This is a genomic window from Kastovskya adunca (assembly GCF_059505785.1).
In genome coordinates this window covers 1-22,085 of record NZ_JCACLG010000047.1, presented here as the reverse complement: position 1 = coordinate 22,085, position 22,085 = coordinate 1, and the positions used below count along the sequence as shown (strand labels likewise).

Below are 22,085 nucleotides of genomic sequence, written 5' to 3'. Positions count from 1 at the left end.
GTTCTAGTTGGCAAAGAGGTTCTTGCTCAATTAGTCAAACCGACTGGTAAAACTTGCACTGACTCACCAGCTGAGATCAAGGTCTGACCAACAGGCACAACGGCAAGACCTGTGGTTTGGGCAAGGTTAATTAGGTTGCCAGAACTGTGATTACCCCCTGCTAGGGAGAATTCGTAGGCACCATCAATGAGATGAAGTTGTCCCCAGAGGTAGGTTTCTCGCGTGCCACCGCAACGCAAATCGTGACGCGATCGCGCTTTAATAAACCTAGGTTTCCAGCCATCCGCTAAACCTGCTAATTTCTTCAGGGCAGGTTGCACAAAGCGCCAGCAGCTCACTAAAGCAGAAACCGGATTTCCTGGCAAGCCGAAGTAGAGAACTGAAGATTGGGCAGTGGAGAAGGTCGCAACTGTTAGGGGTTTGCCGGGTTTGACGGCGACGGAACGGATGTGAATTTCTGCACCCAAGTTGCTAAGAATTTGGTCAACGTAGTCGTAGTCACCGACAGAAACACCACCTGTGGAGAGAACAACATCTGCTGTGGTAATCGCTTGGGCGATCGCCTCTTGCAATTGTTCTTGGTCATCGCGGACAATTCCCAACGCTTGGGGTATACCACCCAGTTGCGCGACAAAGGCTGCCAAGGCGTATTGATTTGAGTCAACAATTTGACCAGGTTGCAGGGGTTGGTCTACTGTGACTAACTCATCCCCAGTAGACAAAATCGCTACACGCGGACGCCGATAAACGGAAAGCTGACTACACTGAGCGGCCGCCAGTACGGCAACATCTGGGGCACTTAGCCGAATTCCTGGGGGGAGGAGCGTCGTTCCTGCCTGATAAAAGGCAGCGCGACGACGGACAAAGGTTTTCGGTTCGCTTACCTGCAAAATCAAGACGCGGTTGCCTTCGCGCTTGGTATTTTCCTGCATCACCACCGTATCCGCACCCGGCGGCATCACTGCTCCGGTGAAAATACGGGCAGCTTGTCCCGATAGAATTGTTCGTTGAGGCTGATAACCTGCCGGAATTTCTTCCACAATCTCTAGAACCGCTGGCTGCTGTTGATCGCAATTTTGGATATCCGCAAAGCGCACGGCATAGCCATCCATCGCGGAATTATCCCAGTGAGGAAAATCAAGCTGACTGGTTACAGGTTCTGCCAAGATGCGCCCTGCCCCTGCTGATAAGTCCACAACCTCAGCATCCCGCTCTCGAAGGGGTTGCACCAAATTAAGAATAATTGACTCTGCTTCGTTAACAGGCAGCATTGCTATAGCTTGTCCAGTCACTTCTCTTCTTTCGTTAGTTTAGGGGGATTGAGGATGAGTTGATAGAATCTTGGCAATGAACGATGAACCATGAACCCTTAGCCATTCAAGCTAAGATGTGAAATAGCTAGTCTGCAAGTCGGCGATCGCTTATGAGTATTGAGCCTGTTCATAGGAAGTTTCCGAAGGTACCGATTGAGCGACGGGCGGCGGCTTTTGCCATTGACTTTGTAGTGGTTTGGCTAGTTAGCTCGATCTTTAGGGGCAATGCTCCTGGAATTTCGTTACTTCAGATGCTGGTGTTTATCTTGCTCTGGCTAGCGTTGCGGGTGATATTAGTACTGAAAAATCAAGGTCAGAGTCTAGGCCATTTGGCGTTAGACATGAAAGTTTTGGATGCTAAATACAGCCGGATTCCTGGGGTGTTGATGTTGATGAAACGAGAAGGTATCCTTGGCTTTTGTTCGTTGTTAGCGATGATTGGGCTAACCATTGGGCTGGCAAATGGGATATCCTTACTGATCTTGACTGCGCCGCTAGCGGCTGATTGTGGCATGGCGTTGGCGGATCAAGAGGCGCGACAAGCGTTTCACGACCGCGTAGCGAACACGATCATGATTCAGACCCGTCGGGGATTTTCCCTCGACCTACGTATCAAAAAAGTGTTTGCACAAATCAAACGTCGTATGAGACAATAGAAATTTGTGTTTAATTTCGACTAGACCACTTAGTTAACTTTGTAGATAAAGAATTATGGCAGCCAAGAAGGGTGTCCGGATCGTTATTACCCTAGAATGTACCGAGTGTCGCACCAACCCGAACAAGCGATCGACTGGTGTTTCCCGCTATACAACGATGAAGAATCGCCGCAACACAACAGCACGTTTGGAACTGAATAAGTTTTGCACTCATTGCAATAAGCACACAGTTCACAAGGAAATTAAATAGCTCGTTGTTAGCTATCTACTCATAACTGACTTACCCATTCAAACACTGACGACTGAACAAACATGGCATACTTTCGCAAACGGCTTTCGCCAATCAAACCAGGAGACCCCATCGACTACAAGGATGTGGAACTGCTGCGTAAGTTCGTTACTGAACGCGGCAAAATTTTGCCCCGTCGCATTACGGGATTGACGGCTCAGCAACAGCGAGACCTGACGCAAGCCATCAAACGCGCTCGTCTGGTGGCGTTGCTACCGTTTATCAACAAAGAAGGGTGAAGCCTCTCGAAAATTCGAGCCAGAGTGGCGATGTCAGGGGAATAATTGGCAATTGAACCATCAAGTGTCAAATTGTTGCCTCAGGCATCGCCATGCCCTAAAAGGCTAAACTAGTTAAAAGTCCTCCGATGACACACCGAGAAGCGCAAAACTGGTGGAAAAGGGAACATTGATCGAATTTCGCTCTTCAGGAGAGCGCCGTTTAGCTACCGCAGACCGTCCAGAGGGAAAAAAACACTGGATTGTGGTAGATGAACGGGGACAGTCCCATACACTGCATCCCCGTCAAGTGACCTATGCAGTGACGGGGAGTAACTATAAACCATCAGAAATCTCGGATTTTCTTCAGGAAGTTGAACCGTATTTAGACCCTTCTAGTTTGGAAGTGGCGTGGGAAATCTTGGTAGAAGAAGGGAGAGCGGTGAGTTGTGCTGATATGGCGCAGCTCTTGTTTTCCGATCAAAGCCCACCTTTGTGCTACGCCGCTCACTGCTTGCTGTCGGAGGATAAGGTCTACTTCAAGCAAAAGGGAGAGAGTTACGAAACTCGTCCGGCTTCCCAGGTCGCAGACATTAAGCATCAGCAATCGGTAGAAGAATTACGGCTGCGGGAGCAAGAGGAATTCTTCGCCCGTCTACACCAAAGACTTAATGAGGGATCGGTGGAATGGCAAGACAGCGATCGCTTGCGACTAGAATCCTTAGAACGCTTTGTACTTCATCCAGAAAATCCCCCTCGTCAAGCTATAGAAATTTTGGCAACGTTGGAACGTACGCAAACCGCCCAAGCGAGCTTTGAGCTGCTGCTAGAGTTGGGTTTGTGGAGTCCTCACGAAAATCTATTTCTGCGGCGCAGTCAAATCCCTATACATTTTCGTCGTGAGGTGCTTGAAGTGGCTCAGCAACACCTGGAGTCTCCACCAAGCGACCCAGACCCTAACCGTCTAGATTTGACCCACCTGAAGGTCTACACCATCGACGATGAAAGCACTCAAGAAATTGACGATGGCGTAAGTATCGAAACCTTGGCAGACGGGCGACAGCGCTTGTGGATACACATTGCTGACCCAACTCGCTTGATCCTTCCAGGAGATGCCTTAGACTTAGAAGCCCGCCGTCGCAGCACCACCTTATACCTGCCGACGGGAATGATTCCCATGTTCCCACCAGAACTGGCAACTGGGCCAATGAGCTTGGTACAAGGAAAGGTGTGCTATGCCCTCAGTTTCGGCATCATTTTAGATGAAAAGGGAGCGGTTCAGGAGTACAGCATCCACGCCAGCCTGATTAAGCCGACCTACCGTCTCACCTATGAAGATGTTGATGAGATGTTGCAGCTAGGGGTGCAGGCAGAACCAGAAATTACCGAAATCGCTCAGTGGGCACAACGACGGCAAGAGTGGCGACGAGAGCAAGGTGCCATTAGTATTCATATGCCGGAGTCGGTGATCAAAGTTAAACAAGATGACGAAATCATCATTGATCTTTTAGACGACTCCGTTTCCCGGCAGTTAGTCGCGGAAATGATGATTCTTACGGGGGAAGTAGCAGGACACTACGGGCAAACTCATCAAATTCCTTTGCCCTTTCGCGGTCAGCCTCAGCCAGAACTCCCCTCCGACGAAGAACTGTTACAACTACCAGCTGGGCCCGTCCGCTTCTGCGCCCTGCGGCGGTGTATGCCTCGCAGTGAAATGAGCATCACTCCCATCCGACATGCAGGTTTAGCCCTAGAAACCTATACTCAGGTGACTTCTCCAATTCGTCGTTATACCGACTTGTTGAGTCACTTTCAAATCAAAGCCCATCTCCGGGGTGAGTCACTACCCTTTAGCGCCGAACAGCTACAAGAAGTGATGCTAGGGGTCACTACAACGGCTCAGGAAGCCGTCTTGGTGGAACGTCAGACCAATCGTTACTGGGGCTTAGAGTATCTCCGGCGTCACTCCGATCAAGCTTGGCAGGTGCTGGTGTTGCGCTGGCTCAGAGAACATGAAAATTTGGGATTGATTCTGGTCGAAGATTTGGGGCTAGAGTTGGCAATGCGCTTTAAACGCTCGGTTTCGTTGGGCGATCTTTTAAAAGTTAAAGTTGCTCACGCTGACCCCCGTCAAGATGTGATTCAGTTCCAAGAGTTAGTGGAACAAGAAATGCAGTCCGCCATCACCTGAGAGTAGTTAGTAGTCTGAAGTTGCTTTGTCTGTCGGGGATTAAATCTCTGCTTATAGAAAAGTTCTCTTAAAGTGGCTAACGCCATACATAAGTAGAGAAAATTACTAACCCACCAGAAGTAGTGTATATTTGTACCTATAAGAAGGGGAGTAGTTAACGGTATTTTGCCGACTGTCTGAATCGACATACTGGCGCGTAATCGCCCGGTTCAGTCAACAAAGGTACTCAAAAACGTGAGAATAGCGCGTTTTAAATAAATTAAACCTTTGGTAACGAGACCTTCACTAAGTTCACAATCTGCAAAAGTGAGCTTGGTGAGGTCTATTTGATTCTCCTCAAGTTCGCTCTTATGCACCAATAAGGGACGCTTGAGAAGATGGTAACGAATTTCACAGCAAGCTTTTCACTAATTTTAATTTCCGAGCTAGGCGACAAAACATTCTTTACCGCCGCTGTTTTAGCAATGCGCCATTCCAGAGCTTTGGTATTTGCTGGAGCTTTTGGTGCGTTGGCGTTAATGACTGCACTATCAGCTTCAATTGCACAAATATTTACCTTACTGCCCCGTGCCGTCATTCATTATGGAATGATTGCGTTGCTGGTTTATTTTGGATTGCAATTATTAAGGCAAGCTCGGAAGATACCTGCCAATGCGGCAAAGCACGAACAGGAAGAAGCCCAAGCGCTTGTCGAGCGTGCGGAGAAGGAGAAACGCGGTCGGATGACGAGTTTGGCGGTGTTGATGGAAGCGTTCAGTTTAACCTTTCTAGCAGAATGGGGCGATCGCACGCAATTAGCCACGATGACCTTAGCGGCGGATAACTCGGTTTGGAGTGTGATTGCTGGCGGAACCTTAGGTCATGGTGTTTGTACCGCGATCGCGGTTTTGGGGGGGCGGTGGCTTGCTTCTTACATTTCCGAGCGAGCGATCGCCTATGTTGGTGGTACCTTATTCCTCATCTTTGCCGCGATTACTTTAATTGAAGGAATGTAGATAAATAAGAGTTTTTTCCAAACATTCTTAAAACTACGCCTTTCTTTTATTGCTTCTCTTAAAAGGAGGTTACGGGACTCGAATCATCACTGAACCATCTTGAATTAGTTCAATAACTCGCCTTTTCTCCGTCTATGTCGTGGAAGTCAGGGGGAATTTCGCTGATTTTGAAAGACGAATGCGAAAATTCAGCGTATCCTACTAACAACGGGCGTTTGAGTAGCGGCAACGCTCTCGAAAGATAGGGGTGCATTTTTCCAAGAACTGCTGGAGGGAAAAATGAGCAGAGTAGATTTTGATAGAAAACGCCTTGGTACAGAAGAACTCAGACGAGCAACCCCACTAACCAAAAACTGGCAACAAGCTGATCTGAGGCGAGCCGATTACAAAGGAGAAAATTTTCGAGCAGCGAACCTAAAACAGGCGAACCTTACAGAAGCTAATTTCAGTTACACCGACTTAATCGAAGCCGATCTAACCGGGGCAAATCTCAGTCGCTGTAACCTCAGCGGAGCGTGCCTGAATTTGGCACAAATGGGTGCAGCCAACTTGCAACACGCTGATTTAACTTGGTCTAATCTAGTAGGCGTTGACTTGAAAGCCGCAGATTTGAGAGGGGCAAATCTCAAAAAAGCCAACGTCTTAGGGAGCAATTTGGCAAGTGCTAACCTCACGGGAGCTAATCTTAGTGAAGCTGACTTGAGTGAAGCTGATTTGCATGAGGCGAATCTGCAAAAAGCTGTTTATACAAGTGGTACCCGCTTTTCTATTGGCTTTGACCCTAAACAAAGTGGGGCTTATCTAATTGCACCTCATGTGATCCTGACGGGTGTCAATTTGAGCGAAGCAACGCTGTGTGGAGCCGACTTGCGGCTGGCAGATTTAAGACTGGCAAATCTCAGAAACTGTAATTTGATCGGTGCGAACTTAGACAGTGCGAACCTGGCATACGCCAATCTCGCCGGAGCTGACCTCAGTAAAGCGAAACTCCGAGGAGCCACCTTTGAAAACGCCGTCTACACCCAGCAAACCCGATTTCCTGAAGAATTCGACCCCAAACAGGTAGGGGCACATCTGATTGCTCCCGGCATCTCACTTCCTGGGGTAAATTTGAGTCGGATTGATTTAAGTGGCAGCGATCTGCGGGAGATTAATTTAAGATTTGCTAACTTACAGGGAGCCGATCTAGGAGGGGTAGATTTGAATCGCGCCAGCTTAAGACAAGCAAATCTGGAAGATGCCAATCTCACTGGAGCGGATTTACGTGGGGTGGATTTGACGAAAGCCTGTTTAAATCGGGTGAATTTGAGTGAGGCAGACCTAAGAAGGGTAGACCTAACGCGGGCAGATTTAACGGGAGCTAATTTAAGTGGGGCAGATTTGCGCGGAGTGGATTTAACCAGAGCCTGCTTGAAACAAGTGAATTTGAGCGGGGCAGATTTGAGAGGGGTGGATTTGACGAGAGCCAATCTCAGGGTAGCAAACTTGAGTGGAGCGGATTTGAGTGAGGTAAACCTAAAGCACACGAATTTGATGGGGGTGGATTTGACAGGGGCAGATCTGACGGGAACGATTTTGCCGCCAGAAACTCATGTGCAGGAGTTGAGGCCGGAGCAGTCGTATCGGCTGTAATCACAACTTGCATGGGAGCCGGGGAGAAAGTGTGAAGGTCTCTATTGTCAGCTCGACCGAACGGATGAATTAGGAAGTATGAAATTTGTGATGTGGCAAGGGTTCGGTATCAACGATTGTTATTCAAAAACCGAACTGGGTCATGCTGAAAAGATTGTTTCAATGCCCATTTGAACGGGTACAAAATCTTCAATTTTTTTTAAAATAAAAAGGTCATTTTGAGGAAAAAGTAGCGAAGAAAAGAATATCGGTAATTCTCGCTAATTTTGATATCGCTCAGAATGACCTGATTTTAGGTTGTTTTTGAACCTAATTACACGCGGCTAAAGTGAGATAAGTTGCTCTTGATTAGACCTAAGCTTTGTCGATTACGTCTTTGGCTTTATCTTTAAGATCTTCTCTGGCGTGCATGGCAGCCGCTTGGTCTTGCTTGACTTGCCCTTCGGCTTTATCTTTGGGGTCGCCAGTGACTTCACTAGCCGCTTCTTGAATTTTACCTTCTATGTTTTTGGCAACGGCTTCAGCGCGATCTTCAATACTCATTTTTTTCCTACTATAAAATTGGTAATACAACATGTATTATTAACTAAAGTATGATTAAGGGGTGCTTTCAACGACATCATCCTTTAGTTAGAGGTTTAATTTATATCCATTAACAAGCACAATTCTTAAACTTCAGTCCTAGCAGATTGTCTCAACCTGCAACTTATTACGAGTTTGTTGGTTGCTAGGTGTGCAATTAGCCAATCCTTTAATCTTTCGCAACTAAAGAGCGAATAGGGGGCTGGCTTGGTCGATATGTCTAAGGGTTTGCTCAGGTAGCCGTCTGCACCGTTCCAAACAGCGATCGCTTGACGAATTGTTATTGCTGCTGGCGAATCAACCTGAAAGTATCCCAATAAAACAACTGAAGATTTATTAAAAGTCAATTTTGGCAGCGAGGACGCCGTGAATAATGAATTAAAAGCCAAGCGATCGCATTATCGACTTGATTAAAAATTAATTTTTGCTTCTGTTTAAACCCTTATAACTGCGGCTCAGTTTGCTCTAGCCGCATAATCTGCATCGGCTTTGGTGAGAGTTATATAGGAAGGCTTGTCAGTTTACAAAACGTAATTTCTGACAGGTAAGTCCTACGGATAAAGACTTGTGATTTGCGGCACTCTATAAGAGAGATACAAATCTCAGTCGCTAGGGGGTTTACATCAGACGAGTGCGTGATAACCGAAGGTCAATTAGGCGTATGCGATCGCTTCGGAGGGGCAAACAAATATGGTGAAATCAACAATATTAAGAGCGACGAACACAGAGGAAGTGCTGAAATGAAGGTTGTCATGCAAACTTTAAAGCAAGAGTTTGAGGAACCCAGTCTCATGGCAAACTTGGCGGATGAACTAGAACAAAAATGGCGTTTGCGGCTAGCCAATGACTATCCTAACCAAAGCCCCGCCACGAGCAACAGTATCATTCGCTGGTTGATGGGAGAGGATTTGGAGCGTTTTGAAAACCTAGATTCTTACCAACTAGCGATCGCCAAGCAAGGGATGGATTATCGCTACCGGATTTTGCGTTCTCGTTACCTGGGTGTGGGGCCAGAACGAGCCTATCGGAATTTAATGCAGCGTTTGGGCAGTCTCGCCATCTTACGCAACAAAATCCGCACTTGGGTTGCCCTGAGTCGCGATCGCCAACGCGCCGTGGCAGATGTTTTACAAGAAGTGATCCAAGAGTTATTAAATAGCGATCGCTACATCCAAAGTCAGATTGCCTGGATTGCGAATTGCACGCAAAATGCTCGTCTCCGCGATGCTTTGCTGCTCACCACTGTTGAAGAATACTGCCTGCGCCCGATCCGTAATCAGCCACTGCTGGTCTACCGCTTTGTCAACTTCCTGCGGCGTTCTCAACGGGGTGGGATGACCCATGTCCCCCAAGGCGACATTGTACGTCTGGTTTCCGAGGAAGTCACCTTAGATGAAACCGACTCTCCGGTGAGTCGCTTAGACAATCAGGCAGTTCTTGAGTATGAAACTGCCCAGACGTTGGAAGAGCAACAGGTACTCCGAAGCGCAGTTAAACAGGAATTTGCCGCGTACCTAACGGAAAATCTAGGGGAAGAGGCGGCGCAGTGGCTGCAACTTTACCTCCAAGGTCGTTCTCAAGAGGAGATTGCCCAAGCCTTAGAGTTGCCAGTTAAGCACATCTATCGGCTGCGGGAAAAAGTCAGCTACCACGCGATTCGGGTGTTTTCCCTCAAAGGTAAACCAGAATTGGTAGCTAATTGGTTGGAAGCTTCCCTCAAAGAACATAACCTGGGCTTAACTCCGGTACAGTGGCAGGAGTTCTTGAATAGCCTCACTCCTGACCAACACCAGCTCTTAGAACTATTGAAATCTGGTCAGTCAATTGCCACGATCGCCCAAGATTTAAACTTGAAAACAAATCAAGTCATGGGGGAATGGAGTAAACTTTACTTGGCAGCACAAGCGATACGAGGGACTTTCTAAGGGGAAGGTATCAAGTGCGATCGCACTGCCATTGAAATCTTTATTCTTAATCCTGCTCTTTCTCTCTGAGCGCCCTGAGACAGACGGGACAGCTAGGATAGCTTATCTACTACTCATAAAACTTGCGCTTTCAGGGGTATCTGGATTAATCGAGCTTGTGGTTCTTTAAACCGTTATGGTGTTTTCACCAGGCGACCCCGCCCAGTCTGAAACTACTCATCAAAAAAGCCATCGATCTCAAGCATCTGAGTTCGATACAGAGCAGATGTTTCGGTTGATTGATAGCATTCTGCCCTTTGAGGCTTGTCTGTACCATCAGATTTTGCCTTTAGCTTTAGAAGGAAAATCGTTGAAACTGGGGATGGTCAATCCCCAGGACTTCTCCGCCTTGGATTATGCCCGTCGGATCTTTGCCTATCTCAACTGTTCCCTCAAGCCGCAATTAATTACCTCTGAAGTCCATCAGTCTTTCCTTTCGGCGTATCTAAACTACAGCTCTAATCCCCCGCCAGCGCGACAGGCGGTTGCTGACAAGCTTTCCCAAGTAGATCGCCAGAGCCGCTCCACGTTGATTTTGGATGATGCGGCACTGTCAACGAGTGAAACTGGCGAACCGCTACAGCCCTCCCTTGACCAGCCGCCGACCCAGTCCTTACCGAAGCCAGGTCGATCGATACCTAGACCCTTAGCTTCACAGCGATCGCGTAGCGAGAACGCAGACGCCAAACCACAACACCAAACCGTAAGACCTCAAGCTTCACCCAGCTGGGAAAACTTACCCCGGTTGGACGTGCAAGCACAGTACGCGTCGCATCCCTCGGAGTTTCTAGCCACCTTACCGCCTCGAGAGCTGCTATCAGAATTGCTGGGTCGGGTACTCATTGATGGCATCGGTCGGCTGTACTTTGAACGACAACAGCAGCAAGGTCGAATTCTCTGGAGTCAAAACGGCGTCTTGCAATCCGTGCTAGAAGCCCTTGATTTGTCCTTGTTTCAAGGTGTCATTAATGAAGTTAAGCGCTTGGCACTCTTGCCTGCTCTACCCGTACAACAGGCGAAATCAATAGAAGTTGAGCGACGCTATCGCCAAGAACGCCTCTTACTGCGCCTGCGAGTGATGCCGGGCACCTATGGCGAAGAAGCAACGCTGCAAGTGTTGCGGGGAGCGGCATTGAAATTTTATCAGCGGCAACAACTCGACAAACTCAGTGCCGATGCATTGGGACTAGCACAGCAGCTACAGCGTAAATTAGGCGAAATTCGCGATCGCGCCCGCATTAATCCCTCTCCCCTTGAAGCCCTACCAGCACTCAACCAGGTTCTAGAAGGGGTAGATCAACAGCTAGAAGCCCTAGAAGAGCTACAGACTAAAGCGCCTGAGGAGGAGTAGTTGTACAGGGGGAGAAGGGGTGAAGGATGAAGGACAAAATTAATCATCGGGGCGGCTGATAGAGCAATTAACCATAAACAACCTGTCAACTCACGACTCGTAACAACAAAAATTTGCCAAACTAGATGACATTCATTTGCAATAGAGTTATTCTAGTGGGCAGATTGAGGATTTAAGTGTGGGAAATTTGAAAGAAAAAACGCAAGTCTCCAAGTTCAGCCTTGAGGGAAGATTTGTCGGTTTTGTAGGTGATGTTGAAGAAAAGCCCAAGCGCCTACGGATAGCCACCGCTAGCGGCGAACACTACATCAAGCTATCAAAAGCGCTACAGAGCTTCCTACGGGAAGAACTAGAACCCGGAGACTGGATACAAATTTCCGGTAAACAGAAATACAAGCCCAAAAGTGGCGAGCTGAAGCTAAAAGCTGAGACGGTAAGAACCACGGCTCCCACTGTTCCTCCCAAACAACAAGAGGTCTTCCTCCCCTCAGTTGCTGAATCAAAGCCAGCATCTAAGACCAAAGATTGTATAATGGTCTGCCAAAAATCCTCTTGCCAGAAGCGAGGGGCAGGAGCAGTTTGTCAAGCTGTTGCGGAATCTTTGCAACAACAGGGATTAGAAGACCAAGTGGCGATCAAGGGCACTGGCTGCATGAAGCAATGTAAGAAAGGGCCTTGTGTGGTTTTCATGCCTGACAAATCCCGTTATACCGGCGTGCAATCAAAAGATGTTCCAGAATTAGTTGAAAAACACTTTGCCGCTAAACTAAATTTAGAACAGACCAAGGCAGAAGCTTTGCCAGTTAGTTGACTGGAAATGCTCCTACCGCTCGTTAAAGTGAAGTAAAAAAATGACTAATACACCCCCTGAGCCTCCTTCTCGTCTCGGCTTTGATGAGCTAGTGGGGGTTGTTGTTGCCTTCGCCACGATTGGGGCAATTCTTTTTATATCGCTACGTCCAGTGCCTAGAGGGATAGGAGGCTTCTTCGACCCACTAGATGGGGCGGCAAGACCTGACGTGGATAGACCGACGAGGGCAGAGCAATTAGAAGCCGCATTAGGTGGAGATCCGCCTCGCCGCGATCGCCTAGAAGCCGCCGATCCGGTTCGACGCACTGCTCCAGTTCCAGGTGCCATAGTGCCCGTAGAGCCACGACGCACAGAGCGCCTCACCCCCCTTGTTCCGGTTATCCCGGTTCCACCTGCACAACGACCCGCCGAGACGGCGATCGCCCCACCAGCTACTCCGGAGCAAGCTGTTCAGTTTTCTGATGTTCCACAAGACTTCTGGGCACGTCCTTATATCGAAGCCCTAGCCGCACGGAACATTGTTGTGGGCTTTGGTAACAACACGTTCCGCCCTAATAGCCCTGTTACCCGTGCCGAGTTTGCAGCGCAGATAGAAAAAGCATTTGGCGACAAGGAGATTACTGGCGCTCCTCAGTATGCCCCTAACTACACAGATGTAGCAAACGATTTTTGGGCGTATTCACCCATTCAAGCAGCAACCAGAAATGGTTTTTTGCAGGGCTATCCGGGAAATGCGTTTCGACCCACTCAGCAAATTCCTAAAGTGCAGGCTTTAGTTGCTCTAGCAAGCGGACTGAATTTGCAGCCAAGATCTGCTCCTAATCAAATTTTGCAAACCTATCAGGATGCTGCTCAAATTCCTAACTATGCGACTCAAGCAGTTGCAGCAGCGACGGAAGCGGGAATAGTCGTTAACCATCCCAATCGCCAGCAACTCAATCCCAACAAAATCACGACTCGTGCTGAAGCAGCAGCTTTGCTCTATCAAGGGCTAGTACAAGCAGGAGAAGCAGAGCCGATTGATACTAATTACGTGGTTCAACCTCAATCAGAAGCTGCTCCGTAAACGTTTCGCGATCAACCCCAGCCTGCTCAGTACAGAGGTGGCATAAGTCAAGGGCAAATTGAATCCCCTGAGGGGTTCGGTTCGTCATACTAAATTTGACAGGTATGAAGAACGCGGGGAGACAAAACAGTAACTTGGTGCTAACTTCCAGCCAAAGCCGAAGAGCTTTTGCGGTATTTGCAATTAAGGTGGACGACAGATGCATTCCTACCCTCAGCAAAACAAAGTCCTTTTAGGAGGAAGTGGAGCCGGGTAGGGTCGTTAAATATTCTCCGAAGCTCCTGCACATCAGTTTCGTAGGGTAGACACCTGGCATTTCTGGCAGACTAACCCATACAAAAACAGACTAACCCAGATATTTAGAAAACCTATCTGCGTTAATCTGCAAAGAAAATTTTTTGTTGTTGAGATACTTGTCAGCTTTATAGGAGGACTGAGCCAAGGGCAATTGGCAAAAATCCTCTGGAGTTGTTGCTAATGCTGACTAGTACCGCCAAGTTACACTACAAGAGCTTTAGCTATCGAGTTGCTCTTTGCCCACTACTTTTCCTTTTAAGGCTTGAAACTCTGTTCCCAGTTCTTTACGAGTCGATGCCTGTAGGAGATAGCGGTACACAAACCAAGCGCTATAACCAATTCCGACCAACTCAAAAACTGGAGCCAAGAGAGGAATATCGTTGATGGCATCCAGTACTGCCAGAGTTACCTTAACAGTCACTAGTCCGGAAAGGAGCAGTAACACTGTTAGCAAGGGCTGTCTGTAGTCGGAAACGAAATTGCCGACGTAGTCAGGTAGTTCCGACAAAAATGAAGTAACAGGTTCTACCCATTCCCGCCAAGGTTGGTCTGTAGATTGTTTGGCTGGAGGAAGCATTGCTAGAGAACCGGCTTGCTCCTCATTCATGTCTAGCTTTTTTGCTTCAGCTACCGCTTCTGGGGAAACGCTATCATCATAATCAGTTTGTTGTTGCAGATTTTGTGCCATATCTTCCTGTCGTTATCTTAAAGCTAGGATATTTTATCGTTTATGTTGTTTGTTAAGACAACCAGGTGCGACCGTAGGCTGACTAACTCTGCTAATCTTACCAAAAGTCTCTCCGTGAGTTTATAGGCTATAGCAGATCTATATCAATAGTGTGTAACAGGTAGGCACGTTATGAATTTACCTCTACCAAAAGCAGGAAAAAATTTCTCCATTTACGAGCTTCAATCTACCGTAATGGAAATTTCTTTTTCCCTTTGTGCTTCTGGTTCTTAGTATTTACCTTTTTTCATCACAATTTTTTATTAGCCCTAGGCTTCCTGGGAGTGAAAACCCAACTTTGCCACTGGTACTGGTGTTGCCGAATGTTGCTTCTGATATTCCATGACCTTGCCGTAATCACCTAAGGCGTAGCAAGCAACTTTCAGGCTACCGAGGGCTTGTTCTACGATTCTAGGGTCAGGAATGGATTGGGCAACAGCAAGGCGCTGTTCGTAATACTCAATGGCTAGGGCGTAATTGCCCAAAGCATCGTAGGCAACTCCGATGCTACCGAGTGTCTGTTCTTCGGCACGCTTATCACTGTTTTCTCGTGCCGCGTTCAGCCGTTGTTTGCCGTAGTAAATGGCTTGCGTGTAATCTCCTACGGCGTAGCAGGCATTACCTAGGTTACGCAAAATTTGTCCTTCAATGCGAAGGTTGCCGAACTGACGCGCGATCGCCAATCGCTGTTCGTAGTATTCAATGGCTTGGGCGTAAAGGCCTATGGAGTAACAAGCATTGCCGAGATTCTTGAGGATTTGTTCTTCCGCTTGGCGATCGCCTAGACTTTGGGCAACGACTAAGCTTTGCTGCTGATAGCCGAGTGCTTGTGCATAGTCCCCTAACGCTTTGTACGCTAATCCCAGATTATTTAACGCCGCCACTTCCCCAGTGCGGTCGTTTAGTTGCTGGACAATAGTTAAGCTTTTTTGTCCATAAGCGATCGCTTTTTGCGGGTCGCCCAAATGACGGTAGGCATTACCCATAACCCCCCAAGCTTGCCATTCCAATCGTTGATCGGGGATGGATTGAGCGATCGCCAAACTTTGTTGGCTATACTCCACCGCTTGCGTAAAATCTCCCAACGCATAAAACACCAAGCCCAAACCATGTAAGGCTCGACCTTCTCCCCAAGGGTTCTGTAAAGCTATGTAAGCCTTCAGCGCCTGCTGAAACGTCCCTTTTGCCACGTCAAATTCACATTTTTGGTGCTGTTGGGTTCCTTTTTCCAGCAATTGGTCAGCTTTTCCCTTCAAGCGAGTTGGGATTTGCGCCAACACTTCGTCTTGGCGACTCTTTTCTAGGGAGGGAACTACAGTTCCGTATTCCTCACTAGGCAGACTCTCCTTCGGCTCGCTCTCATGGTACGGAAATTTTCGATCCATACCTCTTGCCTCACAATATCTTCATAGGTCTGAACGATGAACTGCAAAAAAAGCTCAATAGTTTGTTTTATTATTCCCAACTTTACAAATAAAATTGCTATTCTTATTTTTATTTTTATAAATTCCTAATAATTATGAAAATTAAGACCTATAGCACTGATAAATACTTTCAAAAGCTATTCTGGTTCTGTTAATAAATTCAAAAACCAGTATTTTTACTGATGAAAATACTGGTTTTGCTTCCTAGTTTACACAGTTGTCATTGTCCGTTCACTTGATTGAATAGCGGCTGAATTTGAGGATGATTCTTCACAGTAAACTTCACAAGAATTATTAGGACTTTCAAGCAATTTAACCTTGTGCAGTTCAGCACCCAGTTCTCGAATAGGCTCCTGCAGCAAGTCACGGATATAAACAGCAATGTTTTCCGCCGTCGGAACAACGTTAGCAAAGTAAGGAATATCTTTGTTTAGGAAAGTATGATCGACAGACTCTAAAACATAATCATCGATCGTTTTTTGCAACGCTCCTAAATCAACAATCATCCCTGTACGTGGATCAATTTCGCCCTGAACTGTTACTTCCATGTGGTAATTATGTCCATGACCATTGGGACGAGCGCATTTCCCATAAATTTTGCTATTTTCCTCATAACTTAGGTCAGGACGAGCCAGTCGATGCGCGGCGCTAAAGTGATTACTAATAGTGAGATATGCTTTCATAGCGTCTCCTTGATAGTCAGCCCAAAGTTCAGGATGTTCAAATAACTGAATGCGTACAAGTGGTAAATAGGGAGCAAGCCGTTGCCAAATCGCTCTGGCAATATTTTCTGTGGTTGGAAGAGTTTGTTGAAATTCTGGCCAGATATCGTTGAGATAAGCATAATCAAGTTGGCTGGTGACTTCCCGCTTAATTACCTGTTTAACTTCTGACAGGTTTTGCACCATCCCATACTCATCTAACTCTCCCGCAAGGGAGACAAACAGGACATAGTTGTGTCCATGTCCCGGAAATCGGCTACCCAGACCAAATTGCTGCACGTTTTCAGCTTCGCTCAACTCTGGCAACCAGTAGCGGTGGCTGGCGGAGAACCGAGCGCGGCGGTTAACAATACATTTCATGGGTTCTTTAACTAATCCCAAAATGTAAATTTACGTAAAGTACTGCTTTCAGGATAGACGAATTTCTGAGTAGTGGGGAGTTTGAGAGGCTGTAGGTATCCCACCATAGCTGAAAGCTAAATATTGTCGATTTCCTTTCCCAGTGGTGTTTTCATCCTTTATACTTTGCACTTCCCACTGTTATGACCTATCTTTTACCGCCTCTTTCGCTTCGTAATGCAATCCCGCCGCAATGCGGAAGAGTTCTTGACCAGTATGCAAGTAGTAATCGTCATAGTTGAGGGTAAATAACTGTAACTCCTCAATCCCATCACTGAGTTGATTGAGGCAGTAGTAAAGGCTTGCAGCTGCACCCGCAACCGTTGCCGGATTAGGGAAAGAGCGAAATGTCAACTGCGCCTGGTTGAGGTAATCGCGACAGTCTTCTAGATAAGCCTGAAAGTTTTCCATCAACTCATCATCGAAGGGATCGGCTGAAAGCTCATCAATCTGAGCATCTAGAGAATTGAGAATACGACTCAGCAAACGAGTAACCGGCACATAGACCTGTTGTATCCAATCCTCAAGATGCACATCAGCATCTCTTGCTGTGCTTCGGTAGCGTTGATAGTGTTCTTGCGCGTCTGCTGTGCGTTGTTGCCGATTGCGCTGCGGCTTCTGAGGTTGGGGACGGCGGAGCTGTTGGTCATAGGAGTGACGACGATGAGGGTCGCTCAAAACCTCATAGGCAGCATTAATTTGCACGATCTTATCGTGGTCAGCCGTTTCGCTATTGCTGTCAGGATGAAAGATCTTGGCTAAACGGCGATAGGCTTGCTTGATTTCTGCGGTTGTCGCTGAGGAGCGGACGTGTAACTCGTTGTAGAAATTATCAGAATCTTCCATAACATGATAATTTTATCCTGAGCAATTTAGGAGTTGCACAGGACTAACTATCCCTGGAGAAAAAGGAAAGCAAGGAAACACGTTTCCCTATCTCCCTGCCAGGTTCCCCTGCATTTATTTGTACCTACCTATTCAGTCTTAGGTTTGCCTGAAGTAGAGACATTATGTGCAACGGCTCTACAGATGATTAACTAATAGTGGCTGTTGCTCTGGGTTCTGGGTCTTGGAACAAGGGTGTACTAAGGTAGCGTTCTCCAAAGCTGGGCTGCACCATGACAATTAATCGTCCTTCATTTTCTGGGCGTTGAGCAACGCGAATAGCGGCACTCAAAGCAGCACCTGTGGAAATTCCCGATAGTAATCCTTCTTCACGAGCAAGACGATGCCCATAAGCGATCGCCTCATCATCGGTAACAACAATTACCTGATCAATTAGCTCGACTTTTAGGACATCGGGCACGAAACCCGCCCCAATTCCCTGAATTTTGTGGGGCCCTGGATGTCCTCCCGACAGAATAGGACTGCTGGAAGGTTCGACAGCAATTACCTTAAAATCAGGTTTCCGGGCTTTGATGGCTTCAGCAACACCAGTAATTGTGCCGCCCGTACCGACACCTGCCACGAGAAAGTCTACCTGCCCGTCAGTATCTTCCCAAATTTCTTCAGCGGTGGTTTCAAAGTGAATTTGCGGGTTAGCAGGATTACTAAACTGTTGCAACATGTAGGCATTGGGAGTCGTTTCAACAATCTCCTGTGCCCGACGAATACAGCCACTCATCCCCTGAATACCTGGTGTCAGTTCCAACTGAGCACCGTAAGCCCGCAGCATCGCTCGCCGCTCGGTACTCATGGTGTCTGGCATGGTCAAAATCAGCTGATAGCCTTTGGCAGCTGCTGCCATTGCCAAGGCAATCCCCGTGTTTCCGGATGTCGGTTCTACCAGTAGGGTTTTCCCTGGAATAATCAGTCCTTCCCGCTCGGCGGTATTAATCATGTTGACGCCAATACGGTCTTTCACGGAAGACGAGGGGTTCATTCCCTCCAACTTCACAACGATTCGCGCTAAACAGCCTTCGCTTTGGGGGATGCGGTTTAGCTGGACTAAAGGCGTGCGACCGACGAGTTCTGTAATATCTTGGGCAATCCGCATAGCTTTAATAAGGTGTTAATTTTCTTTTGCCAATGACTAATGACTAAATGTAATACATAATGTCTAGCTGCCGCCTAGAATCTCGCTTTTCAGATAAATCCTGGAGTGTGTATCCTCGTAAGACATCATTCGCGCGATCGTGAATTTCCTGCCAGATTTCTACCACTACGGCACTTTCTACCGTTTTAGGATCGGTCTCACTCTTAGAGGCTTTTGCGTCCGAGCCTTCTAGACAGCTAATAACATCCAAAAGCGTGATTTTCCAAGGTTCTCGCGTCAGCAGATAGCCTCCTTTGGCTCCTCGCTGACTCCGTACCAGTCCACCCCGTCTCAACGTTGCCAGGAGTTGTTCCAGATAGCGGTCAGGGATGTTTTGTTGCGCTGCAATCTGACGAATTTGCAGCGGCTCTCCGTCATTGTAGTGACCTGTTAGCTCTAACAGGGCAAGAAGGGCATATTCCGTTTTACAGGAGAGTTCCACAGGCACTATTGAGTGTGAAGGCAATCCTCTCCAGTATACTCCGGTTCTCCGGTGGGGTTTGCTGGTTTAAGAATTAGAACGAAAAAAAGCCCCGCTTACGGCGGGGCAAGATGATCAAGCTAAGAATTGTATGCCTTAGCGATTAATTGTTCTAGAACGTGAAGGTAGTTCTCAGGGTACCAATTACAGCGTCATCATTGGCACTGTTCTGACCGGGGTTGGTCAACCAAATGACACCAGGAGTAACAGAGATATTCTCCGTTAGTTGGTACTTGTAGAAGGCTTCAATGTGGTAGGCGTTGTCACGGCTAAAGCCTGCAGCAGGGCGAATACTCTCATCCAAGCCTCTTAAGGTCGGTTGAACACCGCCAAAAATCCCCAAGATATTGCCTTCCTTGCCAAAGTCAGAGAAGGCGACTCCTGCTCCGTAGCTCCAGATGTCTGCACCACCCTGACCAATCAGGATCGCGTCGGTGAAGGAACCGAAGCCGCTGATTGAAACAGTTTCACTCAGGCGGAGAGCGGCTTCTACTCCATAGGTATTAGTGACCACTGGAGTGCCACCAAGACCTGTAACTAGCGCCGGATTGTTAGCCAAAGCGGTACCAACTAAACCACTTGCAGCCCCATCACGTAAGTTTATTGCTTGAGAGTCTCCGGTTATGCCAGAACCAAAGATGGGGCTAGCTGTATTGTGATAACCATGGACATACGTTGCACCGATGCCGATGCGATCGCCAAGATTAAAATTCAACTGGGCTAAAGCAGCATAGTCGCCGTTAAAAAAGCCACCATCTTCGCCAGGATTAGCAGCATCACCGGCGAGATAACCCAGGGTAATTGTACTAGGACCGAGAACCCGCTGTAGTGGGCCAGCACCTAAGCTGACGGCTGCACCTGCACCGCCACCAATTCGGTAGATGGGGCTTTCTGAGGCAAAGGTAGAAAGAGCTCCATTACCACCGTCATAGTCCTCAAAATAAGGATTGAGAGTGGGAACATAGTCGCTATGAATTCCTCCAAAAGCAGCTAGATACACTTGTGAGCTGCCAAAGGGGAAGCGGTATGCCAACCAGTCAATCCGAACGTCGTTATCCTGTCCTGGCTTGATGTTAAAGGTCTGGACACCCTCAGCGGAAATATTATCACCAGCAACGTTAAATGCATCAAGGTTGCCAGCCGCTAGACGAGTATACAGCGTGTCTCGACCTGTAAAGCTGGTTTGCAGCGTTAGACGGACTCTATCGCCAAAGACTGTGTTTGTTCCCGCGTCACCAACAGCGACACCGTCGTCACCACCAAAAGGATTGAGGTCAATGTTACTAAAGGTGTCAGTGACAGCGAAGATCGCTTCTCCGCTGAGCTTAGTCGTGGTGGAGAACTGATTGTCTTCCAGGAAGCCGACGCGACCTTCTAAGTTATCAACGCGAGTTCCTAGGGTTGCCAGTTCCGCTTCAAATTCCTGAACTAGGCGCTGTAGCGTTTCCAAATCATCGCGGGTGACAAAGTCAGCCGTGGAAGCGGCAATCAAGCGCTCAATTTGGTTCAAGCAAGAATTCAAACCAGCGGCAAATTCAAAACGGGTGGTTGCCCGATTTCCTCGGAAGGTGCCATCGGGATAACCCGCGATACAGCCGTAGCGTTCTACCAGTTCCCGCAGTGCTTCGTAGGCCCAGTCTCCAGGAGAGACATCTCGCAGTTGGGTAACATTGGTGACTTGGTCTTGGCTATTGCTGTTGCCTTCTTGGCTATAGCGGTTGATTTGTTGTAAAACTTCGGAGTTAGCCGGAGCCGCTTGGGCAAGGGTTGTGTCGGCGGCGGGAGCAACGGCTGGCTCGGCTTCGGCTGGGATGGCAGAAAGCTCAACCGGAAGCTGTGTGGTGCTGCTGGAGAATTCTGGGATGGTCTCAGCAATGGGAGCCGTCGGTGCAGCGAGCGCAACGGATTCTACTTCGATGATTGGCGCTTCCGCCACGTTGGGCTGAGCAGCTTCTAATGGAGCTAGCTTTTCTGCGGCGATCGCTCCTGCAGATACTACGAGGGTTGCCCCTAAAACAGCCGGGCTAAAGAGCAACGACTTCCACAATACTTTTGACATATTCTCTTTACCTCACACCTTTGTAGAAAGAGTAGGATTATCCTTCTAGAACTATCGTACATCGTCTACGAAGGCGCGGCTACATCTACAGGCTCTTTGATTTTTTCTCAGGCTAGAGAATTTGCCGAAACCGAGACGAGCCAGGCATTGAGGTTTAGATAATAATTTCCTATAAGATTTAATTTAGGGATGACAAGAGTTAAAAGTCCTCCTCATCCTGAGAATTATTTGCGATTAATAAAAGCCTTGCACTATTTTAGTTACCCGTCTTATGCATTCAAAGAGCGATTATTACTTGTTGTCAAAGCTCTTTTCGTGAGGTTTAGTTGCCGCCGCAAGTTCTACAGTTGCATTTTACCTACAGGCGCATCTTAAAAAAAAGCCCCCAAAAAACTATCCGCTCCCACGGGAAGTGATTTAGGTAATAAAACCTTCACTTAATGTGAGAGCGGTCTAGCGGGTCTTCTGATTGAAACCAGGCTGCCGGAAGGAACTCCTTAGCTAGCCTCGCAGTATCAAGTACCTTAGTTCTCTAAATACATAGAGAACCGGGCTAACTGCTAGAGAACAGCCCCGGCGCGCAGCCGGCTAACTCCAATCAGATGACCCATGAGTTTACTACTATCTGTCATGGGCATCACCTCCTGTATCCCTAAACGGTTGAATATTTTCAGAGTTTCAGGGCCTTTTTCATCCCTGCTTTCAGAGTAACACACTGAATCTAGAATTGAGGGCACAGTGTAAGAAAATACCCCCACCAATAAGCGTGAGGGTATTTATAGATTGTAAAACTAACTGGGATTAAACATCCGGATTGGTTTTACAGAGCATTACCACGAGGAAGAACTTCCTCAGGAAACTCAAAGTTCTCAT

At 47.6% G+C, this 22,085-nt stretch carries 19 protein-coding genes; 10 read left to right on the top strand and 9 right to left on the bottom strand.

The genetic code is table 11. From position 1 onward, the window contains the following. Positions 1-26: 26 nt before the first annotated feature. Positions 27-1,271 carry a molybdopterin molybdotransferase MoeA gene (locus AC5JR3_RS18050; RefSeq protein WP_495847941.1) on the bottom strand — a complete coding sequence of 415 codons (1,245 nt, stop codon included), beginning with the start codon at positions 1,269-1,271 and terminating at the stop codon, positions 27-29. Between the two features lie 152 nt (positions 1,272-1,423). On the opposite strand from AC5JR3_RS18050, the gene AC5JR3_RS18045 reads away from it, so the two are divergent. The 6 genes from AC5JR3_RS18045 (at position 1,424) to AC5JR3_RS18020 (ending at position 7,294) form a co-directional block, all read left to right on the top strand. Continuing rightward, the gene (locus AC5JR3_RS18045; RefSeq protein WP_495847940.1) at positions 1,424-1,969 is read left to right on the top strand and encodes an RDD family protein; all 546 of its coding nucleotides are present in this window, start codon (positions 1,424-1,426) and stop codon (positions 1,967-1,969) included. Positions 1,970-2,024: 55 nt separating this feature from the next. Further along, on the top strand, positions 2,025-2,219 hold the full coding sequence (rpmG, locus tag AC5JR3_RS18040; protein ID WP_495847939.1) for a 50S ribosomal protein L33: 195 nt from the start codon (positions 2,025-2,027) through the stop codon (positions 2,217-2,219). A gap of 62 nt (positions 2,220-2,281) precedes the next feature. Continuing rightward, the gene (gene rpsR / locus AC5JR3_RS18035; protein ID WP_495847938.1) at positions 2,282-2,497 is read left to right on the top strand and encodes a 30S ribosomal protein S18; all 216 of its coding nucleotides are present in this window, start codon (positions 2,282-2,284) and stop codon (positions 2,495-2,497) included. Positions 2,498-2,651: 154 nt separating this feature from the next. Further along, positions 2,652-4,667: a ribonuclease catalytic domain-containing protein gene (locus AC5JR3_RS18030; protein WP_495847937.1), complete on the top strand. Its 2,016-nt coding sequence runs from the start codon at positions 2,652-2,654 to the stop codon at positions 4,665-4,667. A gap of 377 nt (positions 4,668-5,044) precedes the next feature. Next, a complete protein-coding gene (locus tag AC5JR3_RS18025) occupies positions 5,045-5,662 on the top strand; it encodes a TMEM165/GDT1 family protein (protein WP_495847936.1) in 618 nt (205 codons plus the stop codon). Between the two features lie 279 nt (positions 5,663-5,941). Further along, positions 5,942-7,294, top strand: a complete 1,353-nt coding sequence (locus AC5JR3_RS18020; protein WP_495847935.1) for a pentapeptide repeat-containing protein — start codon at positions 5,942-5,944, stop codon at positions 7,292-7,294. 354 nt (positions 7,295-7,648) lie between these two features. On the opposite strand, the gene AC5JR3_RS18015 is transcribed toward AC5JR3_RS18020, so the two are convergent. Further along, positions 7,649-7,837: a CsbD family protein gene (locus AC5JR3_RS18015; protein WP_495847934.1), complete on the bottom strand. Its 189-nt coding sequence runs from the start codon at positions 7,835-7,837 to the stop codon at positions 7,649-7,651. Between the two features lie 791 nt (positions 7,838-8,628). On the opposite strand from AC5JR3_RS18015, the gene AC5JR3_RS18010 reads away from it, so the two are divergent. From AC5JR3_RS18010 to AC5JR3_RS17995, 4 genes are all read left to right on the top strand, one after another. Then, a complete protein-coding gene (locus tag AC5JR3_RS18010) occupies positions 8,629-9,801 on the top strand; it encodes a HetZ-related protein 2 (protein WP_495848071.1) in 1,173 nt (390 codons plus the stop codon). 175 nt (positions 9,802-9,976) lie between these two features. Next, the gene (locus AC5JR3_RS18005) at positions 9,977-11,191 is read left to right on the top strand and encodes a GspE/PulE/PilB domain-containing protein (protein WP_495847933.1); all 1,215 of its coding nucleotides are present in this window, start codon (positions 9,977-9,979) and stop codon (positions 11,189-11,191) included. Between the two features lie 178 nt (positions 11,192-11,369). Further along, positions 11,370-12,002 carry a (2Fe-2S) ferredoxin domain-containing protein gene (locus AC5JR3_RS18000; RefSeq protein WP_495847932.1) on the top strand — a complete coding sequence of 211 codons (633 nt, stop codon included), beginning with the start codon at positions 11,370-11,372 and terminating at the stop codon, positions 12,000-12,002. A 40-nt stretch (positions 12,003-12,042) separates the two neighbouring features. Continuing rightward, positions 12,043-13,068, top strand: a complete 1,026-nt coding sequence (locus AC5JR3_RS17995) for an S-layer homology domain-containing protein (RefSeq protein ID WP_495847931.1) — start codon at positions 12,043-12,045, stop codon at positions 13,066-13,068. Positions 13,069-13,582: 514 nt separating this feature from the next. Here the strand turns inward: AC5JR3_RS17995 and AC5JR3_RS17990 are convergent. From AC5JR3_RS17990 to AC5JR3_RS17960, 7 genes are all read right to left on the bottom strand, one after another. Beyond that, positions 13,583-14,053 carry a CAAD domain-containing protein gene (locus tag AC5JR3_RS17990; protein ID WP_495847930.1) on the bottom strand — a complete coding sequence of 157 codons (471 nt, stop codon included), beginning with the start codon at positions 14,051-14,053 and terminating at the stop codon, positions 13,583-13,585. A 308-nt stretch (positions 14,054-14,361) separates the two neighbouring features. Then, positions 14,362-15,477, bottom strand: coding sequence for a tetratricopeptide repeat protein (locus AC5JR3_RS17985; RefSeq protein WP_495847929.1), 1,116 nt, complete (start codon positions 15,475-15,477; stop codon positions 14,362-14,364). A 248-nt stretch (positions 15,478-15,725) separates the two neighbouring features. After that, the gene (locus tag AC5JR3_RS17980) at positions 15,726-16,598 is read right to left on the bottom strand and encodes a 6-carboxytetrahydropterin synthase (RefSeq protein WP_495847928.1); all 873 of its coding nucleotides are present in this window, start codon (positions 16,596-16,598) and stop codon (positions 15,726-15,728) included. 180 nt (positions 16,599-16,778) lie between these two features. Next, positions 16,779-17,483, bottom strand: a complete 705-nt coding sequence (locus AC5JR3_RS17975) for a J domain-containing protein (RefSeq protein WP_495847927.1) — start codon at positions 17,481-17,483, stop codon at positions 16,779-16,781. A gap of 187 nt (positions 17,484-17,670) precedes the next feature. Next, complete coding sequence (gene cysK, locus AC5JR3_RS17970; protein WP_495847926.1) at positions 17,671-18,633, bottom strand: cysteine synthase A; 963 nt, start codon at positions 18,631-18,633, stop codon at positions 17,671-17,673. Between the two features lie 43 nt (positions 18,634-18,676). Then, complete coding sequence (locus AC5JR3_RS17965; RefSeq protein ID WP_495848070.1) at positions 18,677-19,114, bottom strand: RrF2 family transcriptional regulator; 438 nt, start codon at positions 19,112-19,114, stop codon at positions 18,677-18,679. 151 nt (positions 19,115-19,265) lie between these two features. Continuing rightward, positions 19,266-21,212 (bottom strand): iron uptake porin, encoded by a 1,947-nt coding sequence (locus AC5JR3_RS17960; protein ID WP_495847925.1) that lies wholly within the window; start codon positions 21,210-21,212, stop codon positions 19,266-19,268. Between the last annotated feature and the right edge of the window lie 873 nt (positions 21,213-22,085).